The following is a 25,280-nucleotide window of genomic DNA, read 5'->3' on the forward strand; positions in this document are numbered from 1 at the left end:
GGGCACGTTGCAAGCGATATGCCAGCACGTGCGGACGGACATGCGTGCCATCGCGGTAACGCTCAGGCGTTGTTTCTCAAGGGCAAAGGGCGGGTCGCAACATCCTTCGGGCGAAGGGATACCCGGTCTGGGCCGGCAAGGACCGTGTCCGCGGACGTTCCCGCGCGGACACCGGCGGTCACACCGCGAACGACCTGACGAGACGTGGCGGCTCGTCAGGTCGGCTCGGTCAGAAGCTCCAGCGGAAGCCCAGGTTCACCGCGTCGCTGCGCTGATGCGTGGCGACGTCCGCGTTGTAGTACACGAACGTGCTGGCCTTCGGCGTGATGTCGAAGCTCACGCCCACGCCGGCCTGCCAGTGGTTGCGTACCGGTTGCGAGCCCTGGACCGAGAAGGTCTCGGCCGGTGCGTCCGCGAAGGCGTTGTTCACGGTGGTCGTATCGTCCCGGGTGTTGTGCAGGTAGCGGACCATAACGATCGGGTGCAACTTCGTGCCTTCCACGCCCAGGTCGACATCGCCGACGAGGCGGGCGCCGACGCCGTACTGCAGGCTGCTGGCGCTGGTCCTGCCGACGCGGAGATCAGCGTCACCGGCGTTCTTCTCGGTGAAGGCGTCGTACTTGACCTTCGCGTAGTACGCACCGACGAACGGCTCCAGGTGCATGGACTGGCCGAGCTGGAAGCGGTAGCCACCCTCCAGCGAGGCATTGGCGGTCTTGCCGTCATAGCTGCCGGTCGCCTGCGGCGTAAAGCTGCCCACCGCGATACGACGCGAGCTGTCCGCATTCTGCCAGCCGTACGACGCCAGGCCTTCCGCCCACCACTGCTTGTCGTTGAAGTAGAGCGCATGCAGGCCGATCGCCGCCTGATCGACATCGGTGTAATCGCCGCGACGATCCGCCTCGGTACGCGAGTTGGCGAAGTTGGCATGCACACCCAGGCGCAGGTCCGGCGTGACCGGCGCGTCCGTGCCGATGATGACGCCATGGATGCGGTAGTCGGTCTTTGCGACGTCGACGCTGTGGTCGAAGCTGCTGCTCGAGGTGTACGGTTCCGCCCAGACCGCCGGACCCGGCTCGCCGGTGTCACGCTGCAGCTTGAGACGATAAAACAGCGTGTCCTGATACTGGCTCTGCCCGGAGAGCTCGGCATTGGCCGCCGACGCGTACGTTTCACCGGTCAGCGAATCGAAGGCGCGGTAGACCTGCTCCGAGGTCAGACCACGCGCATTGCCCAGCAGGGTCGGCAGCGGGTCGCCCCCCGAGACAGCGATGCGCTGCAGTACCGAGGCCATGTCGCCCTGATTGGCGTTGAGGCCGGGGAACTGGTCGAAGCCGATACCGCCCGCGCCGAGACCGCTGCCCGCCTGGCTGTACGTCAGGACGAGGTCATTGCCTTCGGTCGCCAGATTCGTGTCGAGGAACGGGAAGGGACTGGTCGGCACGTTGCCGTAAGCGCCGTTGATGCCATTGGTCGTCCGCAGGATCGTGAATCGGCTCACCGGCCTGAAGGTGGTGCTCGTCGGCGTGACCGCCAACGTGCCGCCGACGGTGGCCGCGCCATTGACGTTGATGGTGTCGCTCGTATTGCCGGTGCCCGTGCGGATCTGCGTGGTGGAACCATTGCCAAGCGTCAGGTCGCCCGTCGTGAGCACGGTACCCGGCGTCCCGGTGCCGCCAGCCGCGCCGGTCGCACCCGGAATGCCGCTCGGCGCGATCGTGCCATCGACCACCACGGGGCCCGTCACCGTACCGCCACCGACGATGCCGCCGCCGGGGGTCACGGTCGCCGGTCCGCCCAGCGTGCCACTGACTACGATGTTGCCGCCGACCGTGGTGCCACCCGGGAAGGTCGCGGTCGTACCGCTGGCGATCGTGAGCGTGCCGGCACCGATGTTGAGGTTGTCGATGTGGGTGATCGAGCCGCCCGGCAAGCTGGCCTCGCCGCTACCCGTGATGTTGACCGTACTACCCGGCCCCGTCCCGTTGACCGTACCCGTGACACCCGGCAGCTGGCCGTAGGAGATATCGATCGTGCTGTTGCCACCCAGGTTGACGGTGCCGGCGATCGGGCCGGTCACCGTGACGACGTTGCCGGTACCGTCGAGACTGGCCGTGCCGTCCGAGCCGACGGCGACGCCACCGGTGTACGGGTTGCTGGCATTGAGGATGCCGCCATTGACCGTCAGACCACCGGTGAAACCGGCCAGCGATCCGCCAAGATTGAGGGTACCGGTGCCCTCCTTGTCGAGGCCGCCGGTGCCGCTGAGCGTGCCGTTCAAGGTGAGGTCGGCGGGACCCTGCACGGTCACGCCGTTTCCACCGACCGTGACGTCGTTGCCGAGCGTTACCGCGGTACTCGCTTCAAGAGCGGCGCCGTCGATGTCGAGACCGCCCGTACCCAGCGCGGTGTCGCTGCCGACGACGAGCGTGCCGCCGTCGACCGTGGTGCCGCCGGTGTAGCTGTTGTTGCCGTTCACGGCCAGACGGATCACGCCGTGCTTGATCAGGCTACCGGCGCCGGAGATCGCACCGTTGAGCGTCAGTTTGTTGCTGCCCGGCAGGGTCAGTGCGGCGTTGAGTGCGAGGTCGTTCGCCAGCGTGGTGGCTGCCGTCGCATCCAGCGTGGTCGCGCCGTTGACGGTCAGCGCGCCCGTGCCCAGCGCCGCGTCGTTGCCGACGCTCAGGCCACCGGCGTTGAGGGTCACGCCGCCACTGAAGGTGTTGGCGGCGCTGAGGGTGAGCGTGCCCGTGCCGTCTTTCACCAGCCCGCCCGTACCGTTGACCGTGCCATTGACGAGCGAGTCCGCAGCACCGGCGAGCGTAAGCAGGTTGCCACCGAGACCGACCGTGCTGCCCGCCACCGCGTCGAGGGAAGCGATCGTCTGGTCGCCGCCCGCCGAGATGTCGAACGTGCCGGTACCGGCCAGAGTCACCGCGCCGGTGGGAGACAGGCTGCCACCGGCGCCGATCGCCAGCGTGCCTCCGTTGATCGTCGTGCCTCCGGTGTAGCTACTGGCGCCCGTAAGCGTCAGCGTCGCGGCGCCGTTCTTGGTCAGGCTCCCCGCACCCGATATCGCGCCGCCAAGCGTCAGGTCGTTGCTGCCGGGCACGGTCAGGCCGGCGTTGAGTGCGATGTCGTTCGCCAGCGTGACCGGCGCGCTGGCATCCAGTGTTCCCGCACCGGCCACCGTCAGCACGCCCGTGCCGAGGGCGGCGTTGTCGCCGACCACGAGACCGCCCGCGTTGAGGGTGACACCGCCGCTGAAGGTATTCGCACCGGCCAGCGTCTGCGACCCCGGGCCGTCCTTGATCAGGGCGCCCGCGCCCGAGATGACGCCGTCGTAGGTGCCGTTGCCGACGCCGTTGAGTGTCAGCGTGTTGCCGCCGAGCGTGACGGCGCTGCCGGCGACGCCGTTGAGTACGCCGATCGCCTGATTGCCGCCGGTCGCGATATCGAAGCCGGTACCTGCCGCCGTGAGCGTCACGGCGCCCGTGGGCGACAGGCTGCCACCCGCGCCGATGGCGAGGATCCCCGCATTGATCGTGGTACCGCCGGTATACGTGTTCGTACCCGTCAGCGTTTCGATGCCGGTGCCTTCCTTGATCAGCCCACCGGTGCCGCCGATGCTGCCGCTGAAGGTGCCGTCCGTGGGGCCGCCGACCACCAGCGAGTTGCCGCCGAGGTTGACGGTACCGTCGCCGACCAGCGTGCCGAAGCTCTGCGTGCCGTTGCCGGCCGAGAGATCGAACGTGGCGCCGGTGGCGAGATTCACCGTGCCGCTGCTCAGCAGGCTCGCACCCGCACCCAGCGCCAGCGTGCCGGCGTTGATGAAGGTGCCGCCCGAGTATGTGTTCGTGCCGTTGAGCGTGAGCGTCGCCGCGCCGTCCTTGGTCAGGCCGCCGGCACCCGAGATGGCACCGTTGAGCGTGAGGTCGTTAGTGCCCAGCACCACGAGCCCGGCGTTGAGGATCACGTCGTTTGCGAGCGTGGTGGCGACCGACGCATCGAGGGTCGATGCACCGCCCACGGTCAGCGCCCCCGTGCCCAGCGCGGTTTCGTTGCCGACGACCAGGCCGCCCGCGTTGAGCATCACGCCGCCGGTGAACGCGCTCGCACCGTTGAGCGTCTGCACGCCCGCGCCGTTCTTCACCAGGCCGCCACTGCCACCGATGCTGCCGTTGAAGGTCGCATCCGTCGCACCGCCGAGCGCCAGCGCGTTGCCGCCGAGCGACACCGCGCTGCCCGCGACGCCGGTGAGCGAACCGATCGACTGGCTGCCGCCCGCCGAGATGTCGAACGTACCCGTGCCAGCCAGATTCACCGCACCGGTCGACGCAAGGCTGCCACCGGCGCCGATGGCCAGCGTGCCCGAGTTGATCGTCGTGCCGCCGGTGAAGGTGTTTGCGCCCGTCAGGATCAGCGTCGAGGCGCCGTCCTTGATGATGCCGCCCGCACCCGACACCGCACCGCTCAGCGTCAGCGCGTTGCTGCTCAGCAGATCGAGGTTCACGCCGGAAGCGAGGGTGATGCTGTTGCCGACATTGAGCGCCGCCGTCGTGTCGAGCGACGCATTGCCGCCGACCGACAGGGCCCCGGTGCCGAGCGCATCGTCGTTACCCAGCACCAGGCCTCCCGCATTGAGCGCGACGCCGCCACTGAAGGTGCTCGCGCCGCCGAGCGCCTGGATGCCCGCACCGTTCTTGATGACGCTGCCGGTGCCCGCGATGAGACCGTCGTACACGCTGTTGCCGACACCACCCAGGGTGAGCGCATTGCCACCCAGCGTCACCGTGCTGCCCGCGACGCCGTTGAGCAGACCGATGGCCTGGTTACCGCCCGCCGACATGTCGAATCCCGTACCCGGCGCCGCGAGATTCACCGCACCGGTCGCAGCCAGGCTGCCGCCTGCGCCGATCGCCAGCGTGCCGGCGTTGATCAGCGTGCCCCCGGTGAACGTGTTGGTACCGGTCAGGGTTTCGGTACCGGTGCCTTCCTTGATCAGACCGCCGGTACCCGCGATCGAGCCGGCGAAGACACCGTTGGTCGGGCCCCCGACGGTCAGCGAGTTCGCACCGAGATTGACGGTACCGCCGCCGGTGAGCGTGCCGAACGTCTGCGTGCCGTTGCCTGCCGAGAGATCGAACGTGGCGCCCGTCGCCAGATTGACGATGCCGGTGCTCGCCAGGCTGGCGCCCGCACCGAGCGCCAGCGTACCGGCGTTAATGTTGGTGCCGCCGGTGTACGTGTTGCTGCCGTTCAACGTCAGGAGTGCCGCGCCGTCCTTGGTCAGGCCGCCGGTGCCCGCGATGTTGCCGTTGAGGGTGAGTGCGTTGCTGCCGAGCACGGTGAGGTCGGCGTTGAGCGCGATCGCATTGGCCAGGGCGACCGGGCCGCTCGCATCGAGCGTGGTCGCGCCGCCGATGGTCAGCGTGCCGCTGCCGAGCGCCGCATCGTTTCCGACGATCAGGCCACCGGCGTTGACGGTCAGGCCGCCGCCGAAGGTGCTGGCACCGCCGAGCGTCTGCACGCCCGCGCCCGCCTTGATCAGTGCGCCGTTACCGGTGAGCGAGCCGTTGAAGATCTGGTCGGTCCCGTTACCGAAGGTAAGTGCGTTACCGCCGAGCGCGATCGTCGTGCCGGCCGTGCCGGACAGCGCGCCGATGGTCTGATTGCCCGCGCCTGAGATGTCGAAGCCGGCTCCCGAATTGGCCAGCGTGACGCCACCGGTCGCGGCGAGGCTGCCACCTGCGCCGAGCGCGAGTGTGCCCGCGTTGATCGTCGTACCGCCGGTGTACGTGTTTGCGCCGGACAGCGTCAGCGTCGCGGCGCCGTTCTTGGTCAGGGCGCCCGCGCCCGACAATGCGCCAGCCAGCGTGAGTGCCTGGCTACCCTGCACGCTCAGGTTCGCACCGGCGGCGAGGCCGACGTTGTTGACCACGTTGATCGGCGCACTCGCATCAAGCGACGCATCGGCACCCACGTTCAGCGCGCCGGTACCGAGCGCACCGCTGTTACCGAGCAGCAGCCCGCCACCGTTGAGGTTCACACCGCCGTTGAAGGTATTGGCACCACCCAGAGTGAGCACCGATGTCCCATTCTTGGTCAGGCTTGCCGTGCCTGACACCGTGCCGCCCAGAGCGAGATCCTGGGTGCCGAGAACGCTGAGTGCGCTGCCCGCACCGAGGTTGACCGCATTACCGAGGCTGATCGCGGCGCTGTTATCCAGCGACACCGCGCCGCCGATGTTCAGCGCGCCCGTACCGATGGCACCACTGTTGCCGAGCACGAGACCGCCCGTATTCACGGTCAGTCCGCCGCTGAAGGTATTCGCACCATTCAGCGTGAGCACCGACGCCCCGTTCTTGATCAGGCTGCCCGCACCGGCCACCGCACCGTTGAGCGTGACCGCCTGGCTGCCGACGAGTGTGAGCGCGGTGCCCGCACCGAGGTTCACGGCATTGCCGAGGTTGAGCGCCGTCGTGCTGTCGAGCGACCCGGTGCCGCCGACGTTGAGCGCACCGGTGCCGAGTGCGCCCGCGTTACCCAGCAGCAGGCTGCCGGCATTGAGGTTCACGCCACCGGTAAAGGTGTTCGCGCCGTTGAGGGTCAGCTGTGACCCGCCGTTCTTGATCAGACCGCCGGCACCCGTGACGACACCGCCCAGCACGAGATTCTGCGCACCGGGCAGGACGAGCGATCCACCCGCCAGATTGACGTTGTTGCCAAGGTTCAGCGCCGCCGTACCGTCGAGCGTGCTGGCACCGTTGACCGTGAGGTCACCCGTGCCCAGCGCGCCGCTGTTGCCGAGCAGCAGGCCACCGGCATTGAGGCTCACGCCACCGGTGAAGGTGTTCGCGCCGCTGAGTGTCTGGATACCTGCGCCCGCCTTGACCAGCGAACCCGTACCGCCGATGACGCCGGCGTAAGTCTGGTTGGTCGCGTCGCCGAAGGTCAGCGCGTTGCCACCCAGCGAAATCGTGGTGCCGGGCACACCCGACAGCGCGCCGATCGTCTGGTTGCCTGCCGCCGCGATGTCGAAGCTCGCGCCGGTTCCGCTCAGATTCACCGCGCCCGTCGCGGCGAGCGAGGCACCGGCACCAAGCGCCACGGTGCCCGCGCCGATGTTGAGGCCGCCGGTGAAGGTGTTCGCACCGCCGAGCGTCAGCGTCGTGGACGCGCCGCTCTTGATCAGGCTCCCCGCGCCGGTGATCGGACCGTTGAAGGTCAGCGGCTGGCCGCCGAGCACGTTCAACGCGGCACCGGATGCCAGATTCACCCCGTTGGCGAGAGTCAGCGCAACGTTGTTGCCATCGATCGTGGTCGATGCCGCGACGTTGAGCGCGCCCGTGCCGAGTGCGCTGTCGTTGCCGAGCAACAACGCGCCACCATTGACGGTGAGGCCGCCGCTGAACGTGTTCGCCCCAGTCAACGTGAGCGATGACGCGCCGGTCTTCACCACGTTGCCGGTGCCGGCGATGACGCCGCCGAAAGCAAGCGGCTGCCCGCCGAGCAGGTTGAGCGTGCCGCCCGTACCGAGGTTCAAGTTGTTGGCCAGCGCGAGCGGTGCCGTGCCGTCGAGCGTGACGTTCGCGCCGACGCCAAGCGCGCCGGTACCAAGCGCGCCGTTGTTGCCGAGCAGCAGGCCACCGCCATTGAGCGCGACACCACCGTTGAAGGTGTTCGCGCCGGAAAGCGTCTGCACGCCGGTGCCGACCTTGACGATGCCGCCGGTGCCGGTGATCAGGCCCGCGTAACTCGTGCTGGTGTTGAGCCCGCCGGTCGTGAGCGTCGTCGCGCCGAGGTTGACGGTGCCACCGAGGCCGGCCAGCGAGCCGATCGTCTGGCTGGCACCCGCGGAGAGATCGAGCGTGCCGCCCGGCGACAGCGTGATCACCTGCGTCGGCATCAACATGCCGCCCGCACCGACGGCGAGCGAGCCGCCAGTGATCGAGAACGTGCCAGAGAGTGTATTGACGGCACCGAGCGTGAGCACACCCGTGCCCGCCTTGGTTACGTTGCCCGCGCCGGAAAGGGCGCCGTTGAGGGTCAGGTTCTGCGTTCCGTTGATGGTGAGCGTGTTGCCGGCGTCTACCGCGATAGCGTTGCCGCTCGAAAGCGTGGTCGCATTCAGGGCGGTGATCGTCGTGGCGGCGCCCGTCACGTTGACCGCGCCGGTACCCAGCGCACCGTTACCCGAAAGCAGCAGACTGCCCGCGGCGAGCGTGGTACCGCCTGTCCACGTGTTGCCGGCCGCCAGCGTCAGGGCGCCTGTGCCCGTCTTCGTCAGAGGACCCGAGCCCGACACGGCACCGCTCAGACCGAGATTGTTCGTACCGGCGACGATAAGGCCCGTACCGGCCTGAATATTGAATGCCGTGGTAACGCCGAGCCCGTTCGTCGCGGCCTGGATAGTGCCGCCCGAGACGTTCGCGCTGTCGCCCAGATTGGCGGGATCGGCGAGGATCGCCGTACCGCCCGTCATGGTGGTTGCGTTGGCCAGGCGGCCGGAGAGGTTCCAGGTGCCGCTGCTGATCGCCAGATTTTCGAAGTTGATGTACTGCGCCGCCGAAGCGCTGCTGGTGCCGTTACCCGCCGCGCTCTTCAGCGTCAGCGTGTCCGTGCCCGTGCCGCCATCGACGATGCCGGCGGCGGCGAAGTTGAGCACACCCACGCCAAGCAGATCGCCGATGGATGCGGCCACGCCCGTACCCGTGCTGCTGACGACGGACCCCGTATCGGCAACGAAGGTGTCGTTGCCCTGGCCCATGTAGACGCTGCCGGTGATGGTGCCATTGTTGGTCAGGGAGTTGCTGGTGCCATGCAGACTGATGCGGCCCTGCACCGTGCCCGTCGCACCGTTGGTCATGACGGTGTTGCCCAGGCCGGACGCCACGATCGCTGGCGCGTCGGCGGCAAGCACCGCCACGCCGACGAGGGGCTTGCCACCGATAAAGCCGTTGTTGGTAAGCGTCGTCGTGCCACCCGCGCCATTGCGGATGTCGAGCGCCACGCCACCGAGATCGCCGATCGTGACCGACGCCAGGCCGATGGTGCCGTACAGGCTGGCGCCCGCGTTGTTCGTGATGACGTGGTTGCTCGCGTTCGCATTACCGACGACCGTGCCTTCCGACAGCAATGTCAGAAGACCCAGCAGCGAGGGGTCGATGCTTCCCGAGTTATTGAGGGTGACGTTGTTACCCGACAAAGTCATCGCCGTACCGAGGCCGAGTGCCGATGCGATGCGCCCGTCGCTCGTGACGTTAACGGTGAGGTTGTTCGCGTTCGTGCTGAAAGGGTTGCCGACCAGCGTTCCGCCGGAACAGGTGATGGTCGAGCCGTTGGCCGGAGCGATGGGTGCACAGTCGGCGATGGCCTGCTGGCTGACGAGACCGAACAGGGTCGAGGCAAAGGTGAGGTAGATACCCCTGCTCAGCGACGTGCGGCGGATGTTTCCCATGTGACGCTTGCTCATAACGCTCCCCGGTCCGCACGGCGTGTTCCCTGACCGGGAAATATCGGCCGCACTTCAGCCGCGACGCCGGAAAATCCGTGCCGCAAATAGACGTCTGATTGGTGACGCCGATGAGCCTGACGGAATCAGGCCCTTGGTATTCGGCGCAAGCCTAAGCGAGGGTCGTGAGGGGTCTATGCACAAATCTGGCGATGCATTTCCGCGACCGTTCCAGAAAGCGAAAACGTCGCTCGCGGAATTCGTGCACATCTACAAATACGGCATGAAAAGACGACCTGATGTCGTCAGAAACCAGGTAGAGATACTTAAGGAATCTCAGTGTTCACGCCATTTCCGTATTTCATCGTGGCGATTTAACAAACGTCTCGACGGCCCTGCGGCGATCTCTTGACGCGTGGACCGCGAATGCACCGTTGCCGAATATCACTTGCGATTTCGCCCATCATTTTCTTCGCGCGCCGAATGTGCATAGGCATTAGCGGCAAGCGAAGCGTTTTATCGTCGTTCCGCCCCGTCCGCCGACGGCAGAAACCGCACGATGCATGTCGATTCTCCAAGCCAGCGGACAGGGCGCGCTGTACCGTGGGCCTCTTCTCCAGGGAGCATCCCATGTTCGTCATCCGCCACGCGTCCGAGCGCGGCCACGCCAATCACGGCTGGCTCGATTCCCACCATAGCTTCTCGTTCGCCGACTACCGCGACGAAGACCATGTGCACTTCGGTCCGCTGCGCGTCATCAATGAAGACCGGGTCGCGGCCGGTGCCGGCTTCGGCACGCATTCGCACCGCGATATGGAAATCATCAGCTACGTGCTCGAAGGCGAGCTGGCCCATAAGGATTCGATGGGCAACGCTGTCGTCATCCGGCCGGGCGAAGTGCAGCGGATGAGCGCCGGTCATGGCGTCACGCATTCCGAAGAGAACCATGCCCAGACGGTCACGCACTTTCTGCAGATCTGGATCATTCCGAACCAGCTGAACCTCAAACCGGGCTACGAGCAGACGTTCTTCCCGGATGACGAGAAGCGCGGCAAGCTTCGTCTCGTCGCCAGTCAGAGTGGTGAGCACGGGTCGGTGACGGTGCATCAGGATGTGCGGATCTATGCGGGATTGTTCGGTCCCGACGAAACCGCCCGCCACAACGTCGACTTCGAGCGCCTGATCTACGTACACGTGGTGCGTGGGACGGTACACGTGAACGGGCATCCGCTGTCCGCCGGCGATGCGGCGAAGATCACGGATGAATCGCGCGTGGTGCTCTCCGATGGTGTGGACAGCGAAGTACTGCTGTTCGATATGGCGGAACTGGAACCGCCTCGTTAAGGATTCAGGACGGGCGCGTGGCTCTCCGTGAGCTGCGCGACCCAGTCGATGAAGACGCGCAGCTTGGCGCTGACGTGGCGGTTCGGAGGATACGCCACGTACATTGGCATCGGATCGAATCGCCACTCCTGGAAGAGGGAGATCAGCGTGCCATCGCTCAGCGCGGGTTTCGCCATGTATTCCGGGAGCCAGATCACCCCAAGCCCCGCCAGGCCGGCGGCGAGATACGCGTTGCCGTCGTCGAAGGCATAGTCATAGCGGCCCTGGACGGTGATCGTGACTCCGTCGCGATGCATGACGTACGGATAAGTCTTACCGGAACGCCACCATAGGAAGCCGACCACCCTGTGGCGGCTATCCTCCAGCGTCCGCGGATGAGCGGGTTCGCCTTCGCGCCTCAGGTACGTCGGTGCCGCGTACGCGCCGAGGCGCAGATCGCCGATATGGCGCGCCACCAGCGATTCGTCGGTGATGGTGCCTCCACGCACGACACAATCCACGTTCTCGCCGATGATATCGATCACGCGGTCGCTCACGCCCATGTCGATCTGGATGTCCGGATACATGGCGTGGAAGGCCGGAAGCGCGGGGACCAGGATCATGCGCGCGAACGGGCTGGGTACATCCACGCGCAACCGACCGCGCGGTGCGGCTGCCGCGCTCGACAGGCTCGTCTCGGCGTCGTCCAGGTCGGCCAACAGCCGGATGGCCCGCTCGTAGTACGCCGCGCCATCCGCCGTCACATTGACCTTGCGGGTGGTCCGGTTGAGCAACCGGACCCTCAGACGCGACTCCAGCTGCTGGATAAGCTGGGTCACCGTGGTCTTGCTCATGTGCAGCGTGTCGGCGGCCCTGGTGAAACTACGCGTCTCCACCACACGGACGAAGGCCTGCATCGCATCGAAACGGTCCATACCCTGCCCCACCCGGCTGTCGAGATTGTTTGGATTCTACAAACAGTGATGGGTGGACTTGGTCGTTTATCAACACGCCAGGGGTCCATAGATTGGTTTCACACCACTGGAGACTTTTATGAGCAAGCGCGACGTCGTTTTTCCGCCTGGGCGCCAGGCGCTCTACGAGCGCAATCGCTATTCCCCCGCCGTTCGTTCCGATGGCTTCCTGTTCGTCTCAGGTCAGGTCGGCAGCCGCGAAGACGGGTCACCCGAGCCGGATCTCGACGCGCAGGTACGTCTGGCGTTCACGAACCTCAACGCCGTGCTGAGCGCCGCCGGTTGCACGTTCGACGATGTGGTCGATGTAACCGTCTTCATCGTCGATCCCGAGAAACACTTCGAGGCGATGTGGAAGATCGTTCCGGAGTTCTGGGGCGAGGCGCCTTATCCGAACATCACGTGCGTAGGGGTGACCTGGCTGTACGGGTTTCAGTTCGAGATCAAGGTCATTGCAAAGATTCCCGCCTGAATGGATCGGGACAGATCACGTTCGCAACATAGCGATGCCGTTTGAGGTATCAAGAGATCCATGGGCGGTCTTACCGTCGACACGGATCATGTGCTTTGAATACAACGTTCGATGTCGCCATCGTCGGAGCCGGGGCTGCGGGTATCGCCGCCGCTGGCCGGCTCGCCGGGTCAGGCCTGAACACGATACTGCTGGAGGCATCGTCACGCATCGGCGGGCGGGCCTGGACCGTCGAACTCGACGGCATGGCTCTTGATCTGGGCTGTGGCTGGCTGCACTCGGCCGACCGCAACCCGTGGACGCGGATCGCCGAGCAAACCGGCTTTGAGATCGACCGGCGTAACCCGCCCTGGGGACGCTCCGTTCCGCGTCCTGGATTCTCAATCGACGAGCAAGCGGCGGCGGGCGAGGCCTATGACCGCTGGCACGACCGGATGCTTACGAGGCCTTTGCCGCGCGATATCGCGGCAGACCATCTCGTACCGGGGGATCGATGGAACCCTTACCTTCAGGCGTTGAGTGGGTTCATCAACGGGACGGCGCTGGAGCACTTGTCGATCCAGGATTACGCCAACTACGAGGCGGTCGCCACAGAGGAGAACTGGCGGCCGTTGAGGGGCTATGGGACGCTCATCGCTTCCCACCTTCCCCCTGAAACCGTGTGCATGCTCGTTACGCCGCTCGAGCGACTGATCCTATCGCCGAAAGGCGGCGTGATGCTGGCGACACCTCGCGGCGAATTGCATGCGAGAACGGTGATCCTGACCGTATCGTCCAACGTGCTGGCTGGTGGGACGATGCAGCTTCCCGACGAACTTGAGCCGTGGCGCGAGGCGGCAGGTCGGCTTCCGCTGGGCTACGACGAGAAGCTATTTCTACGTATCGTGGATGAAGCGACTTTTCCGAAGGAGCTTCACGCCATCGGGAACCCGTACGATGAGGCGACCGTGGCGTATCACATTCGCCCGCTTGGTCGCCCCATGATCGAATGTTTTCTCGGTGGCGTCAGCGCGAAACTTCTCGCCGACGGTGGGCCCGTAGCGGCTTACGAACACATCATGAAGGAACTCACGGGCTTATTCGGTGCGAAAGCCCGGTGCGGCCTGCGCTTCCTGACGACATCGCAGTGGCGCCACGACGCGCGCGTCGGCGGCGCTTATAGCCATGCCTTGCCGAGATACTCTTCCGCACGGCGCACGCTCGCGGCTCCCTTCGAGAACCGCATCTTCTTCGCGGGTGAGGCGACGCATGAGAGCGCGTTTTCCACCGCGCATGGTGCGTATGCGAGTGGCATCCGCGCGGCGGAGGAAGCGATCGCCGCGATTGCCGTTGCTAGCCGATGATTTCGCCGTCCTCTTTCACGAAGGGCGTGTCTAATGGGGGAATGATCTGCAGCACGGTTTCGGACGGGCGACAGAGGCGCGTGCCGATATCCGTCACGACGAAGGGGCGGTTGATCAGGATGGGATGCGCGAGCATCGCCGCGATCAGCGCCTCATCGCTTATCGACGCGCCTCCCAGCCCAAGCTCATCGAACGGGGTACCTTTTTCGCGTATCGCCTGACGAGGGGTCAGACCCGCATCGGAGAGCAGGCGCAGCAGGGTTGCTTCGTCGGGTGGCGCCGTAAGATATTCGATGACGGTCGGTTCGATACCGGCGTGCCGTAGAATCGCGAGCGTGTTGCGGGACGTCCCGCAACGGGGATTGTGATAGATGGTTGCACGCATGGTCAGGCCCTGGAGAAGATCGCGAAGCGTCGAGGCATGCGATCTTACCTGTCAGACGAGCTCAGTCACCGGCGTATCGCCGTCGATGAAGCGGATCGTCTTCCGTACCGATGTGTCGCTGTGAAGCGCTCGTTCGATCACGGCGGCGACATTGGCTCGCGAAGTCGCATTGTCGCCATCATACGTGGGCTCGACGACCGTGATGTTTTCAGAGGCGGCATCGAGTGTGAGCGCGCCGGGGCCCAGGATCGTCCACTGCAGCGGGCTGTCCCGCAGATGCTCGTCCGCGGCCGCCTTCGCCGTCGCGTACGCGTAGAAACCGTTCTCCGGGTCAACATCGTCCGATCCCGCGCCGATATACGACACCATGACGAACCGGGCGACATCGGCCAGGGAGGCGGCGTCGATGGTTCGGATCGCGGCATCGCGGTCGACCGCATAGGTTCGACCCGGATTGCCGCCGCCCGCGCCTGCGGACCAAACCACCGCGTCAAAGCCGCGGAGCATCCCGGCGATCGCTTCCGCGTCGGCGTGTTCGATATCGAAGACCGACGGCTCAGCGCCTGCCTTCGACACATCCGGCCCATGCGCAGGATTGCGGATAATCGCCCGGACCTCGTGATTGGCGGCCACGAGACGAGGAATCAGCTCGAGCGCGACCTTACCGTGACCGCCGATGATGACAATTCGGGACATTGCTGAGCTCCGTGCCTGGTGTGTCCCGAACATAACCAACCACATGTTGGATTTCTGTGGTCGTTACGCATCCGCCGGCTCGTCGAAGTCAGTGCCCCCCCGGACACGGGCCTCGTACGCGCCTCACCTTGCCTGCAACCTCGCCGATCACGAGGTCGGTCATTTTTCGCGGCTCGGCACCTGTCGTCAGCTCGTATGCTGATTCCGCGGTACGGTGATCAGGCCGAGCAACGCTGCCGCCACGGCGCAGCCCGCGAGAAACACGAGCCCGCCGACGAAGCCAGGCGACACACTGCGCAAATAACCCAGGACGTAAGGCCCGGCAAATCCGCCCAGGTTACCGACGGAGTTGACGAAGGCGATGCCCGCTGCCGCCGCCGCGCCCGTCAGGTAAGCACCCGGCTGGGTCCAGAACACGGGCAATACGCAGTAACCGCCAATCGCGGCGATCACCAGTCCGCCAAAAACCACAGGCTGGCCGTGCCCCAGCGCGGCGATCACCAGTCCGGAGCAGGTGATCAGGCATGCCCCGGCAAGAAATGCACGATAACGACGCGTCTTGTCGGCCATGCGTCCCCAGAACACCATGGCGACCGCACCGATCCAGAACGGCAGCGCATTGAGCAACGTCACCGTCGTCTCGCTCATGCCATAGCTAGACAGAATCTGCGGCTGCCATAGCACCAGTCCGTTGTTGACGGTGACGATCAGCAGGTAGATGAGGCCGAAGGCAATCATGCGCGGATCCGTCAGTACCGACAGTATGCGTGGCTTGTGCCGCTTCTCTCGCTCCGCCGCCTCGGTGTTCAGTTCATTCTCGAGCCATTCGCGCTCTTCGGGCGCGAGCCACTTCGCCGTCGACGGCCCTTCGACGAGCTTGAAGTACGTGACCACGCCAAGTACCACCGATGGCATGCCCTCGATGATGAAGAGCCACTGCCATCCAGCGAGCCCCGCCATGCCGTCCATCTTCAGAACGAGACCGGACAGGATCGAACCGACGCCGCTGGCTACCGGATTCGCCAGCATGAACAATGCGACGACGCGTGCTCGATAGCGTGCGGGAAACCAGAACGTCAGGAAGAAAATGATTCCCGGAAAGAAACCCGCTTCGGCAGCCCCGAGAATGAAGCGCAGGACCATGAAGCTGGTCGCGCCCTGGGCGAAAGCGCACGCCGCGGAAATCAGCCCCCAGCTCACCATGATGCGTGCGAGCCACGTGCGCGCCCCGAACTTCACCAGCATCAGGTTGCTCGGCACTTCGAGTACGAAGTAACCCAGAAAGAAAATCCCCGCGGCCCATCCGTAGGTATACGGATCGATGCCCAGATCGTGGTTCATCGTAAGCGCGGCGAAGCCGACGTTCACGCGGTCGATGAAGGCGGCGATATAGAGCACCACGAGGAAGGGAATCAGGCGCCACATGGCCTTCTTCACCACCCTGCGTTCGAGTTCGGACGGAGTATTCACTGCGTGGGCTCCGACTCCGCACATGGACGCGGAGCCTGTGGGTTGACGTGGTGCGTCAGGCGGCCGGATGCATCAGAGCGCGCACCTGTTCGGGACGGGGAATAGGCCCAACCGCGCCGTAGCCCTGCGTGGATAGCGCCGCGGACGCGTTCGCGTAGGCGACCGCGGTCGCCACGCTGTCGCCGGCGGCGATACGCGCGACGAAGCTGCCGTCGAAGCAGTCGCCCGCTCCGGTGGTGTCACGCGCGTCCACGACGTGTCCGGCCACACGCTGACGCCCCTTCGCATCGGCGATCAGCACGCCGTCGGCACCCATTTTGAGGATGACGTGACGCGCGCCCTTGTCGAGGTAGTACGAGGCGACATCGTCCGCACGTTCCAGGCCCGTAAGCGAAGTCGCGTCCTCCAGGCTGGGCAGGAAGTAATCCACATCCGCGAGAGTCGCTTCGACGATCGCCCGCGCTCTCGAGACCGGCCACAGGCGGACACGGAGGTTGGGATCGTAGGTGATGACCTTGCCCCGTCCACGCAGGTGCGCGATCGCGGCGAAGACAGCATCGCAGGCTTCGACACTGATGGCCTGCGTGATGCCCGACAGGTGCACGTATTTTGCGCGGTCGAGCAGATCGTAAGGCAGGTTCTCGGGTGCGAGCTTGCTCGCCGCCGAGCCTTTGCGGAAGTAGGTGAACTCGTGGCCGCCGTCGTGATGCGTGACGAAGTAGATGCCGGTCGTGGCGCTGCGATCGATCGCGACGCCCGCCGTGTCCACACCCTCATCGTTCCACAGCGCCGTAAGGCTGCGACCGAAATCGTCGTCGCCTACTCGCGTGACGTAGCCGACGCGCGCACCCTGGCGCGAGGCGGCGATCGCGAAGTTCGAGGTGTCGCCACCGAACCCACGCAGGTAGCGCTCGGGCTCGCCAGGTACCTGGTTGAACTCCAGCAGAGGCTCGCCGATAGCGAGCACCAGCGGTGCGGTGTCAGATGCGGCCATACTTCGCCAACCCCTTCCGCAGCGACTTCTCGGCGATGATCAGCTTCGCCTGCTCGAGTTCGCGCGCATCGATTTCCTGTGAAAGCGCCAGCACTTCGGCAGCCTGCGCCCGAGGAACGACGATCACGCCGTCAATGTCGGCCACGATGATGTCGCCCGGGTTGACCGTGACGCCAGCCATCTCGACGGTAACGTTGGAAGCCAGCGTGCGATAGCGGCCTACGGTGGTTCCCGGCGAGACGGAGCGCGCGTAGACGGGGAAGTCGTAGTCGCGTCGGATCTCCGTGAGATCACGGACGCCGCCGTCGAGCACGGCGCCGACGTGGCCGTTGGCCAAGGCGCCGGCGGTCATCAGACCACCCCAGACCGCGACGTTCTCTTCCGCCTGAATGCTGATGACGATGACGCTGCCCGCTTCCGATTCGTCGATCGCGTCGAGGGCGTGCTGCGGAGGCAGCTTCTCGTCGGTCGGGCCTTCGGCAATGGTCACAGCCGGGCCGACGATCTTCTTGTCGTTGATGCGCGGCTTGATCTGCTGGTCCATGTAACCGCGCTTGCCGCAGACCGTGTCGACGGCATCGGCGACGGAGGCGGTGGCGACGGCGTGGAAGCCCTGGATGAGTGCGTTGAGTTCCATGCTTGCTCCTGGATGGATCGATAGGAAAAGGGGCTTACCAGCGGTTGAGCCAGTTCAGCGGTGCCTGGCCGCTGAGCACGCGGGCCGCTTCTTCAGCCGCCTTGCGCTGCAGCTCGGCCACCGATTGCTCGGAATACCACGCGGTGTGATCGGTCAGGACGGCGTTGGCGCACTGCTTGAGTGGATGGTCCGCGCGCAGCGGCTCTTTCTCGAACACGTCGATGCCCGCGCCAAGGAGGCGCCGTCCGGCGAGTGCTTCGGCCAGCGCGTCTTCATCGATGAGCCCGCCGCGTGCGGTGTTCACGACGATGGCGTGCGGCTTCATCGCGGCGATGCGCTTCGCGTCGACAATGTGGTGATTCTGCTCGGTGAGCGGACAATGCAGCGAGACGTAGTCGGCTTCGGCACAGAGCGTGTCGACATCGGTCAGTTCGATATCGGGATACTGCCCGGGTTTCACCCACGGGTCGTATACCAGTACGCGGGTCGCGCCGATGGCGCGCATCTTCCGCTCGAGCGCGCGAGCGATACGGCCGTACCCGATCAGGCCGAGCGTGCTGCCCTGCATCCGGTACATCGGCTCGGCACGCGATACGTTCCACGCGCCCTGGCGCACCGCCACGTCACGGGTATTCGTACGACGCGCGATCGTGAGCAGCAGCGCCAGCGCATGATCGCTGACTTCTTCCACGCCATAGTCGGGCACGTTGGCGACATGGATGTGCTTCGCGGCAGCGGCTTTCTGATCGATGTTGTCGACACCGATGCCGTATCGAACGATCACCTTGCAGCGTTGCATGGCATCGATAACGGCGGCGTTGACCGGCGACTCGCGAACCAGCACGGCATCGGCCTGCGCCGTGGCGGCTATGACCTTGCCTGCGTCGCCGTGACAGGGAGTGACCTGAACCGTCGCGCCGACCGCGGCGAGGATCGAGGTTTCGACGTCGTACGTTTCATAACCATCGTCGATGATGACGACCTGCTTCTGCTCGGACATGGGATTCCTTGGAACGGCCGGTGGTCGTGTTGCCACCGAACTGATATCTTAGATACCAAGGAAAGCATCTCTCAAGTTGCACTGCAACATAAAAGGCATCCCTGACCCCCGTCCTTGCCGCGTCGCGGAGGCGCGTCCTAAGATGCCCGTCTGGAGTGGAGACTCATGACGATCGGAACCAAGCTCGCGCGCCCGCAATCCCTGACGTCCATCGCCAAGGAAAGCATCCGCAACGCCATCACCGGTGGCGAGCTGGGTTTTGGCGCGCAGCTTTCGGAGAGCGCACTCGCGCTTCGTTTCGGGGTAAGCAAGACGCCCGTTCGCGAGGCCCTGCTGCAGCTCAAGTCCGAAGGCCTGGTCGAGATCCTGCCCCAGAAAGGTACGTTCGTCTTCGATCCCGCCGAAGATCAGGTCCGCGAGATCTGCCGCTTCCGCGAGATCGTTGAGACGGCGGCGCTGGCCGAGGCCATCCGGATCGATGCGGCCGACCTTGCCCGCGTCCTGCGTGACACCCTTGCCCAGGGCACGGCGCTCGGCGGGAAGCATGCCGAAGACGCCGTTTTCCACGGCGCGATCATCGCCGGCTCGCGGAACGCTTATCTGGCTTCGTCATATCAGCTCGTTGCCGACAAGATCCAGGCGCTGCGCGCCCGCTTGCCTGAAGACAACGGCGTCGACGCCTGCCACGACACGCATACACGCATCGCGGCCCTTGCGGCGGCAGGCGACGTGTCCGGCGCCTGCGACACGCTACGCGACCATATCCGCAGCACCGAACAGTCCTATGTCAACGCGATCCACGCTCAGCCGGTGTCGACCTGATCTCTCAGATCGCCCGGCGTGCCGTAGCCAGCAAACCATCCAGCCAGGCCTGGTGACCGTTGATCATCGGATTGGGCCGGGTGGTCGCAAGGGCTTCGGCGGGCTTGCCCGTCTGGGTTTCTTGGGTCAGCACGCGTAAGCGGCCACCATCGAGCGTCTCCAGCAGCCAGGCGTGATGCACGTCGAGACGGGACTCCGCATCACCCTCGACCCAACCATGCCAGGCGACGCGCCCCGGCTGACCGGCCGCCGGTGCGATGAACTCGGTCACTTCCGCTTCCACCGGAAAACCGAAGGTGGTGAAGCGAAATCGGGCACCGGCCGACAGCACGGGACCGCTCCCGTCGTGGAAACGGATGTCTGACGCGTTTTCGTAATAGGCGGGCCATGCCGAGGTGTCGACCAGGGCGGCCCAGGCAGCGGCGAGGTCCACGCCAGCGACGATCTCCTCGTTGGAGGCGAAGTTGGCGGTGGTGCCGGGCAGGTAGTCCGCCGGCCAGATGATCTCGTTCATGGCTGTTCTCTCCGAAAGTGACGGGCGGGACGCCCGTGGACGAGTAAGAGAATGCGGATTACCCTGTCATAACGCCAATCGATATGCCTGATTTGTATCATCATGAAGACCGATATCAGGAACCTGGATCTCAACCTGCTCAAAGCGCTGGATGCGTTGCTCGATGAGCGCAGCGTCACCCGAGCCGCGGCACGTCTTTCGCTGACGCAGCCTGCTGTAAGCGGCCTGCTGCAGCGTCTGCGGGACAGCTTCTCCGATCCACTGCTGGTGCGAACCCAGCGCGGGATGCTGCCGACGGCACGCGCCATGGAACTGGCCGGTCCGGTCAAACAGGTGCTGGGCGATATCGACTCGCTGTTGCGACCCGTGGCGTTCGATCCGACGACGGCGGAGTGGAGCATGACGATCGCCGCCACCGACTACGCCTTGCAGGCTGTGGTGGTCCCATTGCTTGCGGTACTGCGACGAGAGGCCCCCGGGGCACGGGTTGCCGTGTTGCCCGTGCAGAATCAGCCCGTCCATGCCCAACTGGAGCGGGGCGACCTCGATCTGGCTCTGATCACCCCGTCCGAGACGTCGCCGGGGCTGCATGCCAGGCCGCTGTTCGACGAACGCTATGTCTGCGTCATGCGCCGCGGTCATCCCGATGCCGCGGAAGCCACCCTGTCGCTCGATCGATTCTGCGCACTGGAGCACGCACTGGTGTCCTATGGCGGAGGTAGCTTCCGCGGCGTCACCGATGACGCCCTGGCCGGGGTTGGCCGCACGCGGCGTGTGAGTCTGTCGGTGACCAGCTTCCTCGTGCTACCGGAGATTCTCGAAGCCAGCGACCTGATTGCCGTCATTCCCGAGCGGCTGGCCCGACGCGCGCCAGGACTGGTGGTTCGTGACCCACCCTTACCCATTCCCGGATTCACCAAGACGGCGGCGTGGCACGAGCGGACTCATCGTTCGCCGGCACACCGATGGGCGAGAGAGCGGCTGTTCTCACTGTGAATTGTTGCAGTGCGACTTGTGGCTCCGTCGAACATATCTAAGATATCAGTTGACTGGCGCCTTTACGGTCGCCACAGCCGTGCCGCTGCCGTTGTGGGGGGGCGGGACGAATCTTCGTTTCCCGGGAGTCAACTGTGAATCATTCGAATGTCATGTCGCTGCTGGTGGCCTGTCTTGTAGCGGCCCTGCCCTGCGCGGCCGTGGCGCAATCCGCCGCCACGCCGTCCATCACGCCGGTCGCCCAGTGGAACCGCCTGGAGTTCGATCTCGACAAGACGGCGCAGACCGCCTACGACAAGAACCAGACGTACAAGAAGGTCCTCCTGCAGGGCACCAAGGTCGACGCCGACGGCAACATCTACGCGACCACCGCGCGCTGGGGTGGCCCCGAGGTTCCCGCGACGCTCTCGAAGCTGGTGAAGAAAGACGGTAAATGGGTGCTGCAGCCGTATCCGAGCGTCGCCATGAACCGCGTCGGCGATCCCAAGGCGCTGCAGGCCGTGCTCGGTATCGAGATCGATCGCAATGGCGTGATGTGGATCCTCGACCAGGGCCACGTCGGCGGCAAGCCGTCGCAGCCGGGCAGCCAGAAGCTGGTGCTGTGGGACATCAAGCAAAACAAGGAACTGCAGAGTTTCACCTTCGACGACTCGCTCGCCGACAGCAAGTGCTCGTTCCTCAATGACGTGGTCGTCGATAACGATCGCGATGTCGCTTACATCACGGACTCGGGCATCTTCTGCGATCCGCTCAAGGGCGGCCTCATTGTTTACGACCGCAAGACCAACACGGCGCGACGCGTGCTTTCCGACACGGTGTTCACCACCGACCAGACGGGTTTCCGCTTCCGCATCGACAACCGCGACGTCACGCCGGACAAGCCGATGCGTACGGGTGCCGACGGCATCGCACTCTCGGGCGACAAGAAGACGCTGTACTGGACCAACCTCTCCAGCCATGCCCTGTATTCGCTCGACACCGCCCTGCTGCGCGACCCGAAGACCAGCGAAGCGGCTCTTCGTACCGCCGTGAAAAATGTGGCCACGCTGCCTTCCAATGCCGATGGCATGGTCGCCGACCGTGACGGCAACCTTTACCTCACCGCGCTCGAGTTGAACGGCATCCTGCGCTGGGATCACGTCACGGGCAAGTTCAGCACCGTGGTGATTCATCCCGACATGTCGTGGCCGGACACCATCGGTTTCGGTCCGAACGGTCACCTCTACGTGAGCAGCGGCCATCTGAATCGCTTTGTCGACACGTCGATGGATTTCGACCACCCGACTTCGCCTAACTTCACCATCTGGGATATCGGCACCAACTCGCGTAGCTATCTCGCGAAGTAAGCGTCCGCGCCAGACACACCTGATTGACGACATCTGACCGGGCCGCGGCAACGCGGCCCCCTGGCGGCGCTTTGCCCGCCATCCAGCCCAAGGACCCATCCATGCGCATTCATCCTCTCGCCCGCGCCCTCGGCGCGCTGCTGGCGCTCGCCCCGTTGTCGGCCGCCTTCGCCACCGACAACGGCTATGAAAACACCCTGACCGGTGACTGGGGTGGCACACGCTCCTCGTGGGCTGATAGCGGTGTCGCCCTCGGCGGCGGCTACGTCGGCGAGTTCGCCACGAACACCTCCGGTGGCACACGCAAGACGTCCGCTTATGCGGACCAGATCTGGCTGAGTGGCGACTTCGATTTCCAGAAGATGTTCGGCTGGCAAGGCGGTTCCCTGCATGTCGATGTGGTCGACCGTAACGGCACGCAGCTCGACAACAAGGCCAGCCTCGGCTCGCTGCTGGAGACGCAGGAAATCTACGGTCGCGGCAACGTCACGCGCCTCACGCGGTTCTACCTGGAACAGAAATTCGCTGGCGACCTGATCGATGTGCGTGTCGGTCGCATGGACGTCAGCAACGACTTCTTCCCGTTTACCTGCGACTTCCAGAGCCTGAACTTCTGCGCGAGCTTGCCGGGTTATGTGACGCAAGGCTGGTACACCATGCCCATCTCGCAGACCGGTGCGGTGGTCAGGATCAGTCCCGATCCGTCGTGGTACGTCAAGGTCGGTGGCTATCAGGTCAACCCGAACAACCTCAACACCGACCAGCGCTTCCGCGTGTCGGCACCCGGTCGTGACATCGGCAAGCTCGGCATCGTGGAGCTCGGCTTCAAGTCAGGCCAGGGACAGGGTGAACTGCCGGGCTCCTGGGTCGTCGGCGCGTGGCGCAACACGGCCCCCTACGCGGACTTGCGCGATGACGTGAACGGCGATCCGGCCGTGCTGACCGATGCCGATTCGATGATGCGCAACGGCCTGCACGGTGTGTACGCCACGGTGAAGCAGAAGCTCGGCACGAATGCCTCCGGCGGCGGGCTGACCTTGTTCGCCAACGTGGTACAGGCGGATTCGCATACGGACACCGTCGACCAGTTGTTGTCGCTCGGCTTCTTCCTCGACGCACCGTTCGCCGCGCGTCCCGCCGACAGGATCAGCTTCGCGCTGGGACGCGATCGTGTCAGTGATCGCGTTGCCGATAACGCGCGCATCGCCAATGCCGCGGGCCTCGGTCCGGTCGCCGTTCCGCGTTACGAATACGACGCCGAAGTGAACTACAACTTCAGCCTCGGCCGAGGCGTGGTGCTGATGCCGAACTTCCAGTACATCCGTCACCCGGGCGGTCTGGCCACGAATTCGAATGCGGCGGTTCTCGGGTTGCGTGTGGCAGCGTCGTTCTGACGACCGTCAGCTGGTTTCCCGCCGTACGGAAGGTGTAACCGGGAGGCCGCCCTGGCGAAGCCCGAACAGCTTCATGATCCTCTCGACGCGGACGGTGGGCTTTTGCCCGCCGTCCTTGAATTCCGCGTTCAGGGCCATGCCCATCAGCGGACGTGACACGAGATAGTCGGCGGCCACGTCCGCAAAGAACGCCGGATCGGCGATGACCAGGTGTTTCTTCGTGACCTGAGCTTTGAGCCACTGTGTAAGGCGTGCACGCAGGTGGATGTTTCCGAGAGCGAAGTAGTCCCGGGTCGCATCGGGGAAGCTTTTGCGCTCGTCGATGACGAGGCGGAACAGGTTCACAGCCGTCGCCGTATGCGCGGCCTTGATCCAGCTCAGGAGGAACAGCTCGAGCAGGTCGGTCGCCTCGGTCGTCGAACTCACCTTCGCATCGAGCAGGTCGAGCGCCTTCAGCGCGACGCGCTCGATGATCTTCTCGATCAGTACGGCCTTGCTGCCGACAAGACCGTAGACCGTGCGCTTTGACATGCCAGCCTGCTTGGCGACCTCAGCCATGCTGTGCGCGTCGAGTTCGTGCTGCGCAAGCAGCTGCTCCGCCGCGACGAGGATGCGTTCCATCTGCTCGTTCGACGTATGCATGGGCGGGCGACCGCGCCTTCGGGCTGACTGGATTGAAGGCACGGTTCCATTGAGTCCAGCGGATGTCGTTGCGCTACTTTATCACTCTCCGCATGAATGCTCATCGGTCGGTGCTCCGCTGCTCGAGCTGACGCCGTCTGAGATGAATGGCGTCGCAGGTGGGATGTTGCCGAATACCTCGACGCTGACTTCGGTCACGGTCACGGTTACTGTGACGGAGAGTTCTGCGGTTTGTACGACCATCTTGACCACTCTGTAATGATGCAAGGAGGAGGCGCGCGTGACGTGCCTCCTCCGTTTTCCACGCCGGGGCTGGCGCGCACTGTCCTGTAATAGCATCAGGGCGCCGTTGCGGCTTAAGACGGTTGGTCTATCGAGAAGAGAATGTTCGATTTTCTAAAGTCATTCCTGGATCCGGTCTGGTTTCGTCCAGACAACCTCGCAAGGACCTGGGTAGAGGAAAGGATTGGCGCCAAGTGCGTCCGTATGCTGACGGTCCTTGTAGTCGTCATGTTGAGCACTAATGCTGTGTTAGTTCCCTTTGCGGCCTACGTCGACTCCGTGGGTATAGACATTGCGTTCTCGATGCTCGAGCTACAGGTGGTCGTCGGCTTGACGTTGTATCTCCTGCCAATCGTGCGTCTGATCAAGCGCGTGGTACCCCGGCGGGTCCAGGTCGCTTGGCTTCGGCGAGCACGGCACTACAAGCTTTTTAAAGAATGGCTAACGACGACGCCGACCTCTTAAGGCCCGGGGATGGACTATCCATGGCTTTTTTTCATAGGTCCAAGTCGCCGTTCAGCTTGACTTGAGATTTA

At 64.8% G+C, this 25,280-nt stretch carries 17 protein-coding genes; 7 read left to right on the forward strand and 10 right to left on the reverse strand.

The features are described 5' to 3' along the window. Positions 1-229: 229 nt before the first annotated feature. On the reverse strand, positions 230-9,475 hold the full coding sequence (locus BLT40_RS11960; protein ID WP_090353343.1) for an autotransporter-associated beta strand repeat-containing protein: 9,246 nt from the start codon (positions 9,473-9,475) through the stop codon (positions 230-232). A 609-nt stretch (positions 9,476-10,084) separates the two neighbouring features. On the opposite strand from BLT40_RS11960, the gene BLT40_RS11965 reads away from it, so the two are divergent. After that, on the forward strand, positions 10,085-10,798 hold the full coding sequence (locus BLT40_RS11965; protein ID WP_090353349.1) for a pirin family protein: 714 nt from the start codon (positions 10,085-10,087) through the stop codon (positions 10,796-10,798). On the opposite strand, the gene BLT40_RS11970 is transcribed toward BLT40_RS11965, so the two are convergent. Next, on the reverse strand, positions 10,795-11,712 hold the full coding sequence (locus tag BLT40_RS11970; protein ID WP_090353351.1) for a LysR family transcriptional regulator: 918 nt from the start codon (positions 11,710-11,712) through the stop codon (positions 10,795-10,797). The two genes, BLT40_RS11965 and BLT40_RS11970, sit on opposite strands and share 4 nt — an antisense overlap. 118 nt (positions 11,713-11,830) lie before the next feature. Here BLT40_RS11970 and BLT40_RS11975 point away from each other — a divergent pair, with 118 nt between their 5' ends. Both BLT40_RS11975 and BLT40_RS11980 read left to right on the forward strand, forming a co-directional pair. Continuing rightward, the gene (locus tag BLT40_RS11975) at positions 11,831-12,223 is read left to right on the forward strand and encodes a RidA family protein (protein ID WP_090353353.1); all 393 of its coding nucleotides are present in this window, start codon (positions 11,831-11,833) and stop codon (positions 12,221-12,223) included. Positions 12,224-12,318: 95 nt separating this feature from the next. Further along, positions 12,319-13,566, forward strand: a complete 1,248-nt coding sequence (locus BLT40_RS11980; RefSeq protein ID WP_090353356.1) for a flavin monoamine oxidase family protein — start codon at positions 12,319-12,321, stop codon at positions 13,564-13,566. Here BLT40_RS11980 and arsC read toward each other — a convergent pair. From arsC to BLT40_RS12010, 6 genes are all read right to left on the reverse strand, one after another. After that, positions 13,556-13,951, reverse strand: coding sequence for an arsenate reductase (glutaredoxin) (gene arsC / locus BLT40_RS11985; RefSeq protein WP_090353358.1), 396 nt, complete (start codon positions 13,949-13,951; stop codon positions 13,556-13,558). The two genes, BLT40_RS11980 and arsC, sit on opposite strands and share 11 nt — an antisense overlap. Positions 13,952-14,002: 51 nt before the next feature. Continuing rightward, positions 14,003-14,647 (reverse strand): SDR family oxidoreductase, encoded by a 645-nt coding sequence (locus BLT40_RS11990; RefSeq protein ID WP_090353360.1) that lies wholly within the window; start codon positions 14,645-14,647, stop codon positions 14,003-14,005. Between the two features lie 186 nt (positions 14,648-14,833). Continuing rightward, positions 14,834-16,117, reverse strand: coding sequence for an MFS transporter (locus tag BLT40_RS11995; protein ID WP_218124550.1), 1,284 nt, complete (start codon positions 16,115-16,117; stop codon positions 14,834-14,836). A 55-nt stretch (positions 16,118-16,172) separates the two neighbouring features. Then, positions 16,173-17,111, reverse strand: coding sequence for a sugar kinase (locus tag BLT40_RS12000; protein ID WP_090353365.1), 939 nt, complete (start codon positions 17,109-17,111; stop codon positions 16,173-16,175). Beyond that, a complete protein-coding gene (locus BLT40_RS12005) occupies positions 17,098-17,748 on the reverse strand; it encodes an RraA family protein (protein WP_090353368.1) in 651 nt (216 codons plus the stop codon). Before BLT40_RS12005 ends, BLT40_RS12000 begins: the two co-directional genes overlap by 14 nt. A 34-nt stretch (positions 17,749-17,782) precedes the next feature. Then, positions 17,783-18,748 carry a C-terminal binding protein gene (locus BLT40_RS12010; protein WP_090353371.1) on the reverse strand — a complete coding sequence of 322 codons (966 nt, stop codon included), beginning with the start codon at positions 18,746-18,748 and terminating at the stop codon, positions 17,783-17,785. A 165-nt stretch (positions 18,749-18,913) separates the two neighbouring features. On the opposite strand from BLT40_RS12010, the gene BLT40_RS12015 reads away from it, so the two are divergent. Continuing rightward, positions 18,914-19,570 carry a GntR family transcriptional regulator gene (locus tag BLT40_RS12015; RefSeq protein WP_090353373.1) on the forward strand — a complete coding sequence of 219 codons (657 nt, stop codon included), beginning with the start codon at positions 18,914-18,916 and terminating at the stop codon, positions 19,568-19,570. 4 nt (positions 19,571-19,574) lie between these two features. Here BLT40_RS12015 and BLT40_RS12020 read toward each other — a convergent pair whose 3' ends face one another. Beyond that, complete coding sequence (locus tag BLT40_RS12020; RefSeq protein ID WP_090353375.1) at positions 19,575-20,084, reverse strand: SRPBCC family protein; 510 nt, start codon at positions 20,082-20,084, stop codon at positions 19,575-19,577. 102 nt (positions 20,085-20,186) lie between these two features. On the opposite strand from BLT40_RS12020, the gene BLT40_RS12025 reads away from it, so the two are divergent. From BLT40_RS12025 to BLT40_RS12035, 3 genes are all read left to right on the forward strand, one after another. Further along, entirely contained in the window at positions 20,187-21,080 is an 894-nt protein-coding gene (locus BLT40_RS12025; RefSeq protein WP_036109091.1) for a LysR family transcriptional regulator, read from the forward strand. A 134-nt stretch (positions 21,081-21,214) separates the two neighbouring features. Next, complete coding sequence (locus BLT40_RS12030; RefSeq protein WP_218124551.1) at positions 21,215-22,426, forward strand: L-dopachrome tautomerase-related protein; 1,212 nt, start codon at positions 21,215-21,217, stop codon at positions 22,424-22,426. Positions 22,427-22,527: 101 nt separating this feature from the next. Further along, positions 22,528-23,820 carry a carbohydrate porin gene (locus BLT40_RS12035; RefSeq protein WP_090353377.1) on the forward strand — a complete coding sequence of 431 codons (1,293 nt, stop codon included), beginning with the start codon at positions 22,528-22,530 and terminating at the stop codon, positions 23,818-23,820. 6 nt (positions 23,821-23,826) lie between these two features. Here BLT40_RS12035 and BLT40_RS12040 read toward each other — a convergent pair whose 3' ends face one another. Then, positions 23,827-24,462: a TetR/AcrR family transcriptional regulator gene (locus tag BLT40_RS12040; protein ID WP_090353380.1), complete on the reverse strand. Its 636-nt coding sequence runs from the start codon at positions 24,460-24,462 to the stop codon at positions 23,827-23,829. Positions 24,463-25,280: the final 818 nt, after the last annotated feature.

Source organism: Dyella sp. 333MFSha (genome assembly GCF_900102405.1).
In the GTDB taxonomy this organism is placed as follows: Bacteria; Pseudomonadota; Gammaproteobacteria; order Xanthomonadales; family Rhodanobacteraceae; genus Luteibacter; species Luteibacter mycovicinus.